The sequence below is a fragment of the Paenibacillus sp. 01T443 genome (genome assembly GCF_056398325.1).
This window is the reverse complement of record NZ_JBFTPE010000007.1, coordinates 32,016-48,161: the sequence shown is the minus strand read 5'-3', so window position 1 is coordinate 48,161 and position 16,146 is coordinate 32,016. Positions and strand designations below refer to the sequence as shown.

The window sequence follows — 16,146 nt, the reverse complement described above, 5'->3', positions numbered from 1 at the left end:
TTTGGGCCCAAAGCTATGATCCCTTTCCTTCATTTATGCAAATAGTCTTCTTTCGGATGGCATGCATGTATTGAAGCAAAGGGATTTTTTATTGCCGCGGGTGAACAAATGTGCATGTTTACTAGAACTTTATTTCATTTTGATATTGGGATTACAAATTTTTACTAAGCTAGAAAAGGCGAGTAATACTATTTATAGTTGTGGAGAGGGGAACATGGGAATGCAGAATTTGATTAGACGAACACAAAGAAAAGCCTGCATGCTGCTTGCGGCTCTTCTGGTTGCTGGCAGCACGCTCGGTAGCATCGGGAGCCCGGTACATGCAGCGCCTGAAAATGACAAAGTAGTGATTTCGCAGGTGTATGGCGGAGGCGGCAACAGCGGGGCTGTATTCAAAAATGATTTTATCGAATTGTACAACCCTACGGGTTCGGATGTGAATTTGACTGGTTGGAAGGTTCGCTACGCTAGTGAAACAGGCGCTTTTTCCAACACGACCCTTTTAAGCGGCATTATTAAATCCAAAGGTTACTTTCTGATTCAAGAAGCAGCCGGTTCTAACGGAACGATGAGTTTACCCACTCCGAATGTAACCGGAACGATCGCGATGAGCGGTACAAAAGGTAAGGTAGAATTGGTCGGAGTGGTAAAGGATACAGATGTGCGGGTAGATTTAGTCAGTTTCGGATCAGACGCCACCGAGTTTGAAGCAGCACCAGTCGGGGCATTATCGAATACGACAGCTGCAATTCGAAAAGCAAGTGTTTTAGGAGAGAGAGCACTCGATACGGATAACAACAGCACGGACTTTACCATCGGGACGCCAGATCCTCGCAATTCTTCTTATGGCGTTATTGCAGAAGGAGTAGAAGCGGTCGAACCGGATGTAAGCCCTGGAGCTGTGCAATCGGGCACGATTATCAAGCTCTCAACGCCAACGGTTGGCGCCAGCGTTTACTACAGCGTCTACGGCGCAGGCGATGCGCAAGTCGCACCCGAAGACTTCACTTGGTATCAGCCGGGAACTTCATCCATCGTCATAACGGGACCGACGACGGTACATGCGTATGCGAAGAAAGAAGGCTTAACGAATAGCGCGCTGCGTGAATTTTCTTACAGCATCTCAGAGTTGGGTACAATCGCAGAGGCCCGTGCTGCAGCGATCGGTACAAGCGTTACCCTCAGCGGCGTCGTTACCCACAGGGCAGACTCCGGCGGTTTTGTAAATCTTTTCGTTCAGGATGCGAATAACGGCATCATCGTTAGAGTACCGAACAGCGTCTCTGCGGAGCCGGGCGATCAGATTGAGGCTTACGGCAAGCTGACCGAATTTTCGGGATTGCTTCAATTGGAAGCGACTGCACAAAATACGAAGGTAACGGGTTCAGTTCCTGTCCCTTCGCCTATCCTAGTAGATTCGACTAGCTTTGGCAAAACGATCGACAACCGCAATAAGTTCGAAGGTCGTCTGGTTCAAGTGAATAACTTGACCGTTGAAAGTGTCGCGAGCGGCGTAGTTACAGCAACGGATGCGGCCAGCGGCGGTAAAATCATTATCTATTCCTCCGATGCTTCCTTTATCGCTGGGAAAACCTTTGAGCAGGTTACTGGCGTTATGACGTATCATTCCAGCGTCGGGCTGGAGCTTCTTCCCCGCTTTCCGCTGGACATTGTAGAGAAGCGTTTGGCAGTACAAGCTAGTATTCCTTCTGGCGGCATTAACGCCGGCGGATCGGTTGCGCTAAGCACGCTGGCTGAGGGCGGCGTCATTCGTTATACAACCGATGGAACCGTACCGACGGCATCGGTGGGCACCATTTATACAGGCTCGATTGTCGTTAACGCGGATACCGTTATTAAAGCGGTTGTCACTGCTGGAGGACAGACAAGCGAAGCAGCAACCTTTACTTATAAGGTGCTGGAAAATACAGATGGCATAACGATCAACAAAATTCAAGGCGAGTCACATAAGTCGTTTTACAATAATGTACAGGTTTCCAATGTCACGGGTATCATAACTTCGGTAACTACGAATTCCTTTTATATGCAAGCGCCTGATGCGCAGAAGGATAACAAACCTAATACGTCGGAAGCCATTCAGGTCTATAAGCCAGCGCATGGCTTTGTAGTGAAAGACGCTGTTTCCGTCTCGGGTACGGTTCAGGAATTCGGCAACAGTCCATCGCTGACGGTTACTCAGATCAATGCCGCATCGATCAATAAGCTATCAAGCGCTAATGAGCTGCCAGTTGCAACCTTGATCGGGACAGGCGGACGTATCATTCCGAATCTAATCGATACAGACAGCTTCGGCGTGTTTAATCCAGACGTTGATGCGATTGATTTCTTTGAAAGTTTGGAAAGTATGCTTGTCGAGCTCAAACAACCGACGATTACGGGACCGTATGCCAATTCTGTAACTCCGGTTACGGTTGATAACGGCGCTAATAATCCAGTGAAAACGGCAGTAGGCGGCATTGTGCTGCAAGGCAACGGGTTAGATCCGACAGACAGCAGTCTGAATCCTCAAAAGCTATTTATCGGCGGTTCCAAACCAGCGGGAGCAGAGATCAAAACAGGCGATGCTTTTGACGGCAGCATTGTCGGCGTCATTAATTACGCAAGCGATCTTTACAAGCTGATGCCGACACAGCCTTTGCCTGCTATTATCCGCAGCGGCAATACGCAGAAGGTGACGAGTATTGTAACGGATTCGGACAAGCTGACCATTGGTACGTTTAATGTGGAAAACTTCAATGCGGCTGAAACGGCAAAGGCGGCAAAAATCGCATCTATTATCGTGACGAACATGAAGCAGCCGGATATTATCGGCTTGATGGAGGTTCAAGATAATGACGGCGAGAATGATACAGCCGTTACGGACGCTTCCCAAAGCTTCCAAGTGTTAATCGATGCCATTAAATTGAAGGGCGGACCTGCGTATGCTTACACCGACGTAGCTCCGGAGAATAATAAAGACGGCGGGGCGCCTGGCGGCAATATCCGCGTTGGCTTCTTGTATAATGCCGATCGTGTAACTCTGGCATCGGACAGGAAGGGAAGTTTTGCAACATCGGTGAAGGTGGACGCAATGGGCGGATTGACGCAAAATCCAGGACGAATCGGTTCCACGGATGCCGCAACCTTTGCATCTTCCCGCAAACCGTTGGTTGCAGAGTTCCTCTTTGAAGGAAAACGCGTAGTGGCTATTGCCAATCACTTGAATTCTAAAGGCGGGGACGGCAAACCGTGGGGAGATATCCAGCCGGTTGTTCGCAGCAGTGAAGTGCAGCGCGCGAAGCAAGCGGAAGCTGTAAACAGCTTCGTCAAGGAGCTTACGATAAAGGATCCTGACGCAAGCGTTGTTGTACTGGGAGACTTTAATGATTTCCAATTCTCCGGTACGCTGAACAAGCTGAAGGGTGGAGAGCTAGCTAACCTGGTAGATAAGCTGCCTGTTTCGGAACGCTACTCTTACATCTATGACGGGAATTCGCAAACGCTGGATCACATTCTAGTGGATAAAGGGATGGAAGAAAAAGCTGAAATTGATGTCGTTCATGTTAATGCGGACTTCTCAACCGAGCAGGGCAGAGTAAGTGACCATGATCCGCTGCTTGCGCAGCTTGACCTCTCAGCGAAGAAGGATGCGGAGTTTGCAATGACGATTATGCATGTGAATGATTCGCATGCCAACTTGGCGAATGTTGCAAAAAGATTTACAGCGGTTAAACAGATACGCCAAGAAACGGCTCATTCAATCCTTCTCGATGCGGGAGATGTATTCTCGGGTACGCTGTTCTTCAATAAATACTTAGGCCAAGCGGATTTGGAGTTTATGAATAAACTCGGATACGATGCCATGGTATTCGGTAATCATGAATTCGATAAAGGGCCTTCGGTACTGGCTGATTTTGTGGAAAAAGCAAAATTCCCGTTCGTGAGCTCGAACATTGATTTCAGTAAGGAACCCGAGATAAGCGGGTTAGTATCCGAACAAGCAATCGGTGAATCGGCGGAAGCAGGGAAAATTTATGACGCGGTTATTTTGGAAGAGGGCGAAGAGAAAATAGGGGTATTCGGCTTAACAACCGAGGATACGAAGTTTCTTGCATCGCCAGGCGATAATATTGTTTTTGAGGATCATATCGCGAAGGCGAAGGAAACGGTCAAAAAGCTGCAGGACATGGGCATTAACAAAATTGTAGCATTAACGCATCTTGGCCATGAGTTTGATCTAGTAATGGCTGAGCAGGTAACTGGCATTGACGTCATCGTTGGCGGACACAGCCACACGAAGGTTGATGCGCCAAAGGTATTCCATGCTGATGGCGAGCCTACACTGGTCGTGCAAGCAGAGGAGTACAACAAATATTTAGGCAGATTGGATTTGAAATTTAACGATGCAGGCGTGCTTACCAAATGGAACGGCAAGCTGCTGGACATTGCAACCTTTGCGGCAGACCCGGTTGCGACAGAGATGCTGAAACCTTATCAAGCAGGAATCGCCGAAATTGAGCGTCAAGTAATCGGTAAAACGAATGTGCTGCTGGAAGGTGAACGCAACAACGTTCGTGCCAAGGAAACGAATCTTGGCAATTTGATGGCAGACGGCATGGTCGCTAAAGTGAAAAGCCTTGTCAGCGGCAATCCGGATTTGCAGCAGTATGAAGTAAAAGGCTTTGTTGCGATTCAAAACGGAGGCGGCATTCGCGCATCCATTAAGAAAACCGCGGATGGCAAAACGGATGGCGACATTACGCTCGGCGAATTGCTTACGGTCATGCCATTTGGTAATAACCTTACTGCGCTTCGCATGACGGGGCAAGAGATCATTGCGGCGCTGGAAAACGGCGTGAGCGGAATCGAAACGGGACAAGGTCGCTTTCCTCAAGTGTCCGGCCTGCGTTATTATTACGATTCCAAAAAGCAGCCGGAGGTGCTTGATGCGAATGGGCAATTGACGCAAGCGGGCAGCCGCATCGTAAAAGTGGAAATTAAAAATGCTGACGGCAGCTACAGTCCAATTGATGTGAATGGCTATTATTTTGTGGCAACAAACTCCTTTATGGCGAATGGCGGCGACTTCTACCGATCGATGAAGCAGGCGAAGGATACTGGACGCCAGCATGAGCTGAATATCGTAGACTATGAGGTGTTCTGGGAGCATTTGACGAATTTAGGTACGATCAATATTGGAACGGAAGGCCGAATTACAGATTTGCTGGGCCAACCGCTTCCGGGTGACGGCGGAGAGAATCCGACACCAACTCCGACACCGACACCAACGCCAACGCCAGGCGGAGGTGACACTGAAATCGAGTTCAGTGACGTAGGCAGCCATTGGGCAGCGAAGGCTATTGAAGAAGCCGTGAAAATTGGGTTTGTAAAAGGGTATGGTGACGGTACGTTCCACCCAAGTGAGCAAGCAACAAGAGCACAATTCATTACGATGGTCGGCAGAGCATTCAAGCTGGATTCTTCAGATGGGAAGCTGGATTTTGCGGATGCGGGTGAGGTTCCTGCATGGGCACGTTCCTTCTTTGCTCAGCTCATCGAGGATAAAATTATAAGCGGGTACGAGGATCATACATTAAGACCGTCAAGCGCCTTAACAAGAACGGAAATGACCGTTATTCTGGTTCGCGCGCTTGGTCTTGAGGTCAATCCGAATGCGAAACCAACCTTTGCGGATGTTAGCGATATTCCAGTATGGGCGCGCCCATCCATCGCTGCAGCAGAAGCAGCAGGCCTGGTTGAAGGAACAGGCGGCAACCGTTTTGCACCGCAGGCAAATGCAACAAGAGCAGAGATTGTTACACTAATATTGACGGCAATAGAGTATGTGAAGAGCAGTTCATAACAATTTAGCAGAAACGTTCCATTCCACTTTGCAACGAGTGGGGTGGGACGTTTTATTTTGCAAAAGGGAACACTAGCAGCCGTTATTGTATTTTTATTGCTGCTTTGCTATAGTTTTGTGGAAATATAGAGAGCGGTAGTCTTACATAGAAAGAGTTGAGTTCGGATGGCGGATGATCGAATGGATGATAAGCTGAGCAAAATGATCGATGTGGCAAGGCTGTATTATGAACTGAACTATAATCAGGAGGAAATAGCGCAGAAGCTGGGTGTATCTCGCCCTACGATATCCAGATTTCTTCAGCAGGCAAAGGATGAGGGTTACGTTCAGATCAAAATCGTTCATCCTAATGAGAACAATTTTGCGCTTGCCGGCCGGCTGCAGTCCAAGTTTGGGCTGAAAAAAGCAGTCATCGTCTCCGTGCCCCAATACGAGGACAGCATTGTGAAACGATACATCGGCGAAGCAGCGGCAGCCTATTTATATGATACGGTGAGAGACGGCGACATTATTGCGACGACTTGGGGAACGACACTTTTTCAAATGGCCACCCAGCTTAAGGATAAGCCTGTTCGCGATGTGAAGGTCGTGCAGTTAAACGGAGGGGTCAGCCATTCGGAAACGAATACCTATGCGTATGAAATCGTTCATTTATTCGGCAAAGCATTCCACACGATTCCTTACTTTATTCCGCTTCCTGCGCTAGTCGACCATGAGATTGTCAAACGGACAATAGAGTCGGACCGGCATATTCGTAATATTTTGGAGCTTGGCAAGCTGTCCAACATCGCGGTTGTAACCGTAGGAGCGCCGACTGAGGATTCGGTATTAATTAGAGCGAACTATTTCACGGATTCGGACCTGGACATCATCCGCTCAAAGGCTGCAGGCGATATTTGCTCGCGTTACATTGATATGACGGGGGCCATTTGCTCCGAGGAGCTTAATGAGCGCACAATCGGCATCAGCCTCGATGAGTTGAAGCGCAAAGAACAGTCGATTCTGGTAGCGGGCGGAGTGAAGAAGGTGAACGGTATATATGGTGCGCTGCGCGGGGGGTATACGAACGTACTGATTACCGATCAGTTTACGGGGAGGTATTTGCTGGAGCGGGATATGTAGAGTACGTTGATAGGGGAAGGAATCCGCTTGCTGCAACGTAACCAAACTATTTAGATGCTGCGAAACAATAGGTTAGTCGGCAGCTAAGTAGATACAAATCAACGTGATAGACAGTAGCTGCAATGAGCTAGACGCAGTTGCACTGCTGCGAAACAACGTGCTGGACGTAGACGGCAGCTACGCTGATACGAGTCAACGTGATAGACAGTAGCTGTAATGAGCTAGACGCAGCTGCACTGCTGCGAAACAACGTGCTAGACGTAGACGTCAGCTACATTGCACTCTGTGCAATAGAAACAGGATTCTGCGAGCATGGTGGAAGCTACAGTGTAGAAAATACAGCAGAAACAGCCTATGAAGACCTCGATGAGTCTAGATAGGCTGTTTCTGTTGTGAAAACTGCAGCGTAGCCAGGATCACCTCGTTTGAGGGTGGTTCTGTTGTAGAAACTGGAGCGTAGTCAAGAAACAGCTCATCTGAGAGTGGTTCTGTTGTATAAACTGCAGCTTGGCCAAGAAACAATCCACATGAACGGGGTTCTGCTGCACAAAATCCAACATAACCAAATAGCTCGCAGTTGAGGGCAGACTCCACCAATAAACAATTCAACTCTCATTTGCACACCTATGATTTGCTTATATGTCGAGCTGCCTCCGGTTGTTACTAGTTACTACATAGTACTTTGTGCAATAGAAACCGGGTCCTGCGAGCATGATGGGGCGCTACAGTGTAGAAAATACAGCAGAAATAGCCTATGAAGACCTCAATGGTCTAGATAGGCTATTTCTGTTGTATTAACTGCAGCGTAGCCAAGAAACAGCTCATCTGAGAGTGGTTCTGTTGTATAAACTGCAGCGTAGCCAGGAAACACCTCGTTTGAGGGGGGCTGTTGTATAAACTGCAGCGTAGCCAAGAAACCTCTCACATTAGCGGGGTTCTGATGCACAAAATCCAACATAACCAAATAGCTCCGCAGTTGAGGGCAGACTCCACCAATAAACAATTCAACTCTCATTTGCTCACCTATGATTTGCTTATAGGTCGAGCTGAATCCGGTTGTTACTAGTTACTACATTGTACTTTGTGCAATAGAAACCGGGTCCTGCGAGCATGATGGGGCGCTACAGTGTAGAAAATACAGCAGAAACAGCCTATGAAGACCTCAATGGGTCTAGATAGGCTGTTTCTGTTGTATAAACTGCAGCGTAGCCAGGAAACAGCTCATCTGAGGCTGTTTCTGTTGTAAAAACTGCAGCGTAGCCAGGAAACATTCCAGTTGAGCGGGGTTCTGCTGCACGAACCAAACTATTTAGCTGCTGCGAGACATTCTACTGCACAAACTATAAAACTACCAAGCTACATTGGAGCCAGCTTCTCCGTGGCATCAACCGTATGCTTCAGCAGCATAGCGATTGTGACGGGTCCGACACCTGCTGGGACAGGGGTGATGGCGCTGGCTCTCTCTAGGCAAGCTTCATAATCGACATCCCCGACGTTCCCCGGGTTGTAGCCGGCATCAAGCACGACTGCCCCTTCGCGAATCCACTCTCCTTGGATGAAAGACGGTTTGCCGACCGCGGCGACGACGATATCTGCGAGCTTCAGCATATCCGCCAGATTTTGTGTTTTGGAATGGCAGGTTGTCACGGTTGCATTGCGGTTAAGCAGCATCAGCGAAACAGGCTTGCCCAGAATCGGGCTGCGCCCGACGACAACGGCATGCTTGCCCTCAATCGGGATTTGATAATAATCCAGAATAGCCATGATGGCGGCAGGCGTGCAGGACGGGTAGTCTGCATAGCCAAAAGCATTTTGAGCGAAGCCGAGTGCGGTCACGCCATCCACGTCTTTTTGAATGCTTATCGCTTCAAAAGCTGCCCGCTCATCAATCTGATGCGGCACAGGATGCTGCAATAAGATACCGTGAACGAGCGGATCACGGTTCAGCTGCGTGATGACAGCTATCAAATCCTCGGTCGAAATGGACCTATCCAAATGGATGCGCTTCGACTCGATGCCAAGCCTTCTGCAGGCATTTCCTTTCATGCGAACGTAAGTCTCGGAAGCAGGATCATCTCCGACCAGTATCGTCGCCAAGCAGGGCACAATGCCTGAGGCCTCGAGTTCTTCCACTCTAGTTTTCAACTGCTCTTTAATTGCATCTGCCACACGTGCGCCGTCTAAAATCAATTTGTCCGTCATCCTTTACCCAGCTCCTTCGAATGGTTATCGAAAAACATAAAAAGGCAAGGGGAATGTCCCCTTACCTTTGCCCAGGCGTACGGCTAATGATCTGCGCGCTTCCTCATGGTTCCCCATGCTCCGCCAGTTACGCACAGCTTTTTGATGTTAGCTTCATTTTAACAGTTCCTGCGTGAAAAAACGAGTCCATTCGCATAGGGTTTCTGGATTTAGGAGTGGGGAAACGATTCGAGGGATGCTATAATTACTCTACCTGGAGGGTGCAGAGCCGCTGCCCTCTTTATTTTCAGTTTCGCAAAATGATAGGAGATCGAGGTGCATACGTGTTAAAGCTGGGTAGATTCTTGAAGAAATACAAGCTGCCGGCCGTGCTGGCACCGTTATTCATGCTGCTGGAGGTATGCATGGACCTGCTGCAGCCGCGCTTTATGGCAAGCATCGTGAACGATGGAATTATCGCCGGCGAGCTGGGTACAATTGCGGCAACCGCGCCGAAAATGCTGCTGGCGGCGCTTGTCGGTTTAGTTGCCGGCGTTGGCTGCACCGTGTTCGCGACGATAGCTTCGCAAAGCTTTGGAGCGGATTTGAGGCAGGAGCTGTTTCAAAAGATACAGGGATTGTCGCTTCAGTCGCTTGACCGCTTCGGTTCGGGGTCCATCGTGACCCGTTTGACGGGAGACGTCACGCAAATACAGGGCTTGGTGCTGTTAATTCTCCGTGTTTTTGCACGGGATACGTTCATTATTATCGGAAGCTTGGTCATGGCATTCATGATCAGTCCGCGCCTATCTATTATTTTACTGGCGATGATTCCATTGCTGGCTGTTTTTCTCGTCATTACCACCCGGATAACGGTTCCGTTATTCGCTAGAATGCAGCAGCGGCTTGATCAAGTAAATACCGTTATGCAGGAAAATTTGTCAGGTATTCGCGTGGTTAAAGCATTTGTTCGCGCGGATTACGAGGAAGAGCGCTTTAATGAAACGAATTCGAATTTACTGCATGCTAGTCTGCGAGCAGCAAAAATCGTTGCGCTTAATACGCCGCTTATGTCGATCATACTGAATTTTAGCATCGTAGCTGCGTTATGGTATGGGGGCATGCTCTCTGAACGAGGAGTACTTTCTGTAGGCAGCCTTGCAGCGTTTCTAACTTATATTACGCAGCTGTTGTTCTCCACCTTAGGGCTCGGCAATCAATTGATGGCCATTTCCAGGGCGAAAGCTTCCGCGGACCGCATTAATGAGATTTTGGAAATCCCTGTCGATCAGCAGAAGGATGATCGGCAATCCCGTCCGCAGCCGAAGCCCATTCGAGAAGGCCGAATTTCTTTTGAGCAAGTGAGCTTTAGCTATGACGGGAATATGGAGAAAGCTGTGTTGCGCGATATTGATTTCACTGCTGAGCCAGGAGAGACGATAGGGATCGTCGGTGTGAACGGAGCGGGGAAATCGACGCTCGTTAGCCTTATCCCGGCTTTTTATGAAGCTACCGAGGGCCGGTTGAGCATTGATTCCGTGCCTATTAACGAGATGGATCCCTATGAGCTTCACAGCCAAATCGGCATGGTGCTCCAGCAGGCTCATTTGTTCAGCGGCACGATTCGGGATAATATCAGCTTCGGCAAGCCGGATGCAACGCAGCAAGAAGTTGAAGCAGCGGCTAAAGCGGCCGAAGCTCATTCTTTCATTATGAAGCTGGAAAACGGCTATGATACCGTACTTGGACAGCGGGGCGTCAATTTATCCGGCGGGCAAAAGCAGCGTTTATCGATAGCCCGCACTTTGCTGCTTAAGCCGAAGATCGTCATACTCGACGACTGCACAAGCGCGGTTGATCTGAATACGGATCTGCTCATCCGGCAATCGCTGCAAACGATCATGAAGAGCAGCACCTGCCTCATTATCGGACAACGGATCGCATCCGTGCAGCAAGCGGATCGGATTATCGTGCTTGAGGACGGTCAAATCACAGCGATCGGCACGCATGGCGAGCTGCTTCAAGGGAGCAAGCTTTACCAGCAAATAGCCATATCCCAGCAAGGAGCATAACCAGATGAATCATACTTTGGCGACATTAAAAAAAATTGGCTATTATTTATTTCATCAAAAAGCTAGTCTTCTGACGGTCATGTTACTTACGCTCGCTGCTGCGGGGCTTACGCTTGCAGGCCCTTATCTGCTCGGAACCGCACTCGATGATTATATCGTTGCCAAGCAATATGACGGCCTGCTTCAAATTTGCTTGCTTATGCTCGGGGTATACGCGGCGGGCAGCGTGGTCGGTTGGCTGCAGGCTTTTTTCTTAGCTGAGGTATCGCAGCGCACGGTTTGGAGCTTACGCAAGGATTTGTTTCATCATTTGCAAAAGCTCCCTATCCCCTTTTTTGCCAGTAAAAACCATGGCGAGCTGATGAGCCGTACAACAAACGATATCGACAACGTTACGAATACGTTAAACCAAAGCTTGATTCAAATTATATCGAGCGTGATTATGCTTATCGGCTCCTTCACGATGATGCTGCTTCTAAATGTGTGGCTCACTTTGGTTGCGCTTGTAGTCATCCCGCTGATCGTATTCGTGTCAAAACGAATCGCGAAGGCGACACAGCGGCAATTCAAAGGCCAGCAGCAGGAGCTGGGAGGGCTGAATGGCTTTATCGAGGAGACAATATCCGGTCAAAAGGTTGTAGCCTTATTCCATCAGGAAGAGCGGATGGCTGAGCAGTTCAGCGCTGCAAACGCAAAGCTGAAGAAAGTCGGCATCAAGGCCCAGATCTACTCCGGCACCATGGGGCCGTTCATGAATATGTTCGGCCATATCAGCTATTTAATCATTGCAGGCGTCGGCGGCTGGCTTGCTGTGCATGACCAAGCAACCGTAGGCGTAATTATTAGTTTTCTCGGTTATTCGAGGCAATTCAGTGGTCCGTTAAATGAAGTCGCTAACCAATATAACATGATCCAGTCCGGCGTTGCGGGAGCGGAGCGGGTATTCGAAATGATGGAGGTTCCATCCGAATATGAAGAAGAAGGAAAGGTCAAGCAGATCGATTCGATTGCCGGCAAAGTGGAATTCCGCGATGTGCGTTTTGAGTATAAGGATGGAACGGCAGCGCTGAACAACATCAGCTTTACAGCCAAGCCGGGGGAGACGATTGCGCTAGTTGGGCCTACCSGGGCAGGCAAGACGACTATTATTAATTTAATCGGCAGGTTTTTCGAGATCAAAGACGGTCAAATTTTAATCGATGACGAGGATATTCGCTCCTTGGACAAAAACAGTCTTAGGAGACAGCTCGGCATCGTGCTGCAGGATGCCCACTTGTTCTCGGGAACCATTCGCGAAAATATACGCTATGGCAGGCTGGATGCGACGGACGAAGAAGTGGAAGCCGCGGCGGTCCAGGCAAATGCAAGCAGCTTTATTGCCAAGCTGCCTGACGGCTATGACACGGAGCTGACAGCCGAAGGCGGCAACGTCAGCCATGGACAGCGCCAGCTTATCACCATTGCGCGCGCAATCCTTGGAGATCCCGCGCTGCTCATATTGGATGAAGCGACAAGCAGCGTCGATACGCTTGCCGAGCTTCAAATCCAAGAGGCGATGAAAAAACTGCTCAGCGGCAGAACCAGCTTCGTGATTGCCCATCGATTGAGTACGATCCGTCATGCAGATAAGATCCTGTTCATTAAAGACGGCCAAATCGCGGAGAGCGGCAGCCATGAGGAGCTGCTTGCAGATAGAGGGCTTTATTATGAGCTGCACGGCAATCAATTTTTACAAAACGCTTAGCTTGTCCAGCCCATGCGGGCGGAATGAATGTGGTACAATGAGACAAGCGCTACGATTAGGAGATGACAAACGATGAGTGAACAATTAAACGAGCAAGAGCTAGTGCAGTATATAGCAAGCGAAACCAATGCGGACGAGCAGCTTATAAAGCTGGTATTGAAGCATGAGCAGGCTTATATTAACAGTGCAAAGGAAGACAAAAACGGTGAGGTAGACATTGACGGCGATGATTTGGTTGATTATGTGCTGAGCCGCCCCGACGTGAAGTCGAACGAGCTGGTCGTTGAATCGATCTTGGACGCTGAGATGGATTATTTGATGGATAAGGGACTTGCCGGCTACGTCGATTAGTTGAATGAATGTAATAAATACAGACTGTCAAAGGGACTGCTTCCAAGCTGCGGCTTGCGGAGGCGGTCCCTTTTTTGCGCTACTCTTTTAACGAATCAGTCAGATAATATGCGGGAGAGCAGATATGGCGCATACTCCCATTTATTCCCGGGAATACTGGGGTATGGGGTGATGGAATGGCGCAAGCGGATGTTCAATCCACAGCCGGAATCGAGACCTTGCTGGTCAAGCAAATAAAACTGAATATCGAACATCTCTATAAAATGGTTGGTCAAAGCCCTGATTATGTGATTCGGCATTACACACGAAGCGTCGAGCCGAGCTTGACTGCGGCAGTCGTCTACAATGCCAATCTCTCTAATCGGCAAGCCATCGATGATGTGATTACGAATTTATTCGATGAGAACAGGCCCTGCGAGCAAGAGCGGGGCGATCATCTTAATCCGCTGCACTGGGTGATGGCCCAGGCATCACTGATCGGAAGCGCAGCCAAATCAATGGACTGGAGAACGGTCATTCGGGCCGTCGTGACGGGTGACCTGATTATTTTTGTAGAAGGCAGCAGCGAGGCTGTCATTGTATTTACGCAAGGGATGGAATGGCGAGCGATTACAGAGCCGACGACCCAGGTGACCATTCGCGGGCCTAAGGACAGCTTTACGGAATCGTTCAGCACGAACATTTCCTTAATACGCCGCCGTGTTAAAAATGAGAACCTATGGCTTGAAATGTTTACGATCGGAGATTTGACCGAAACGGATGTCGCGGTGATGTATATAAACGGGCTTGCCGACGAGAAAATTATTCAGGAGCTGCGGAAGCGGCTTAACGCCATTCGGGAGGACGGGGTTCTAGAATCCGGAACGATTGAGAAACATCTTATGGATACGAAGTTTACGCCGTTTCCGACGATCTATGATACGGAACGGCCCGATGGCGTCGTCGGACATTTAATGGACGGGCGAATTGCCGTTATCGTTGACGGAACCCCTTTTGTACTTATTTTTCCGATTACTTTTTTTCAGTTTTTTCAATCGGTGGAAGATTTTTATCAGCTGTCCGATATCGGTGTTCTTATTCGGCTCTTGCGATACGTGGGTTATCTAATCTCGCTTATGCTGCCTGCTTTGTATATTGCCGCGATTACGTTTCACCAAGAGATGATTCCGACTCCGCTTCTCATTAGTCTGGTCGCCCAGAGGGAAGGCGTGCCTTTTCCTGTCATTGTCGAAGCGCTGCTAATGGAGCTGAGCTTTGAGCTGATGCGGGAAGCGGGAGTTCGAATGCCGAGGGCGGTCGGACAAGCCGTATCCATAGTCGGCGCATTGATATTAGGACAAGCAGCAGTACAGGCGGGCATCGTTTCTGCGGCTATGGTCATTATTGTTGCGGCAACAGGCATTGCGAGCTTTACGGCCCCAGCGTTTAATATAGCGATTTCGGTGCGGATATTACGTTTTGTGTTAATGATCTTGGCCGGTGTATTCGGATTATTCGGCATTCTGATCGGATTGTTTATTTTGGTTGCGCATTTATCCAGCTTGAAGTCGATGGGTTTACCTTATTTCGCGTTTAATCTGAAGCGGGGACAGGGAAAAGGATGAAGAAACGACTCGTGTATGTGCTGCTTTTGCTGATTGCAGCGACGACTTTGACGGGCTGCTGGAACAGCCGCGAGCCGAAGCAGCTGGCCATCGTAATGGCTCTTGGCATAGACAAAGCGCCGGGAAATAAATACAAGGTTACGTTCCAGGTAGCGAACTCCGGTCAGGTGGCACCGGGGATCGTCGCCGGAGGCAGCGCATATGGAGCGCCGGCTACGGTTTATTCTGGAACCGGAAGCTCGATCTATGAGGCGATACGCCAAACCTCCCGCAAAGTGCCGCGGCAGCTGTTTTTTGCTCATATTCGGCTTGTCGTTATTGGCGAATCGCTCGCGAAAGCAGGTATGCAGGAATTGTTCGATTTCTTTGACCGATCACGGGAGACGAGGCTTACGGCCATCGTTCTTGTCGCGCGGGGCAGAGAGGCAGAAAAGGTCGTTCAAACGTTAACGCCGCTGGAGAAAATCCCTGCGAATGCGGTGATGGGCAAGATGGAATACAGCACAAGGCTTTGGTCGGAGAACCTGACTGTGTACATCGATGATGTAATCAGAATGATGGTCTCTGAAGAGAATGTACTTCTCGTAAGCGGCGTTAGGCTGGTTGGTGATTTGAGCCAGTCGGCTCGGAAATTCAACGTGGAGCAAACAAGTCCGGCTGCGAGCATCAATATTAGCGGAATGGCTGTCATGCAGGATGGAAAATTAAAGAGATGGCTGGACGGCAAGCTGGCCAGAGGAGTCATCTGGGCCCGTAATAAGATGGATAGCTCCGTCATGACGATTGACGCTATGGGGAAACCGAAAGCGGTCAGCATAGAGGTATCGCGGGGCAAAACGAAGGTGAAGTCGCAGCTCGCCGGTAACAAGCTTAGCTTCCGCTATACCATTAACGCAGAGGGCTCCGTAAGCGAGCTGCAGGTGCCGCTGGATCTGAGCAAGCCGGAAGCCATCGACAAGCTTGAGAAGCAATGGGCGGAAGCGATTCGCGAGGAAGTGATGTCGGCGGTTAAGCAGGCGCAGTCAGACAAACGGGACATATTGGGGCTGGGCCAGATGTTCAGGCGGGAGCATCCAAAGCAGTGGCGCAAGCTGAAGAACGATTGGAGCAGCGCTTTTGCGGATAGTGAAGTGACGGTAACCGTGCATACCGAAATTCGTCATCAAGGCTTGCGGAATAAATCCTATTTGAGCAATATATCGAAATAAT

The 16,146-nt window shown here is 49.4% G+C and carries 8 protein-coding genes and 1 riboswitch; of the genes, 7 read left to right on the top strand and 1 reads right to left on the bottom strand.

The genetic code is table 11. The features are described 5' to 3' along the window. The first annotated feature begins 214 nt into the window (after window positions 1-214). Both AC1DLI_RS12500 and AC1DLI_RS12495 read left to right on the top strand, forming a co-directional pair. On the top strand, window positions 215-5,863 hold the full coding sequence (locus AC1DLI_RS12500) for a 5'-nucleotidase C-terminal domain-containing protein (protein ID WP_477602979.1): 5,649 nt from the start codon (window positions 215-217) through the stop codon (window positions 5,861-5,863). Between the two features lie 165 nt (window positions 5,864-6,028). After that, a complete protein-coding gene (locus AC1DLI_RS12495) occupies window positions 6,029-6,985 on the top strand; it encodes a sugar-binding transcriptional regulator (protein WP_477602977.1) in 957 nt (318 codons plus the stop codon). 1,356 nt (window positions 6,986-8,341) lie between these two features. Here the strand turns inward: AC1DLI_RS12495 and AC1DLI_RS12490 are convergent. Further along, entirely contained in the window at window positions 8,342-9,187 is an 846-nt protein-coding gene (locus tag AC1DLI_RS12490) for a bifunctional 5,10-methylenetetrahydrofolate dehydrogenase/5,10-methenyltetrahydrofolate cyclohydrolase (RefSeq protein WP_477602975.1), read from the bottom strand. Between the two features lie 62 nt (window positions 9,188-9,249). Beyond that, a riboswitch (ZMP/ZTP riboswitch) is annotated at window positions 9,250-9,328 on the bottom strand. A 203-nt stretch (window positions 9,329-9,531) separates the two neighbouring features. Between AC1DLI_RS12490 and AC1DLI_RS12485 the strand changes: the two genes are divergently transcribed. The 5 genes from AC1DLI_RS12485 (at window position 9,532) to AC1DLI_RS12465 (ending at window position 16,145) form a co-directional block, all read left to right on the top strand. Beyond that, a complete protein-coding gene (locus AC1DLI_RS12485; RefSeq protein WP_477602973.1) occupies window positions 9,532-11,238 on the top strand; it encodes an ABC transporter ATP-binding protein in 1,707 nt (568 codons plus the stop codon). Between the two features lie 4 nt (window positions 11,239-11,242). Continuing rightward, entirely contained in the window at window positions 11,243-12,982 is a 1,740-nt protein-coding gene (locus AC1DLI_RS12480; protein ID WP_477602971.1) for an ABC transporter ATP-binding protein, read from the top strand. A 72-nt stretch (window positions 12,983-13,054) separates the two neighbouring features. Beyond that, the gene (locus AC1DLI_RS12475; protein WP_477602969.1) at window positions 13,055-13,333 is read left to right on the top strand and encodes a hypothetical protein; all 279 of its coding nucleotides are present in this window, start codon (window positions 13,055-13,057) and stop codon (window positions 13,331-13,333) included. A gap of 176 nt (window positions 13,334-13,509) precedes the next feature. Further along, window positions 13,510-14,937, top strand: a complete 1,428-nt coding sequence (locus tag AC1DLI_RS12470) for a spore germination protein (protein ID WP_477602967.1) — start codon at window positions 13,510-13,512, stop codon at window positions 14,935-14,937. Then, window positions 14,934-16,145 carry a Ger(x)C family spore germination protein gene (locus tag AC1DLI_RS12465; RefSeq protein WP_477602965.1) on the top strand — a complete coding sequence of 404 codons (1,212 nt, stop codon included), beginning with the start codon at window positions 14,934-14,936 and terminating at the stop codon, window positions 16,143-16,145. Before AC1DLI_RS12470 ends, AC1DLI_RS12465 begins: the two co-directional genes overlap by 4 nt. Window position 16,146: the final 1 nt, after the last annotated feature.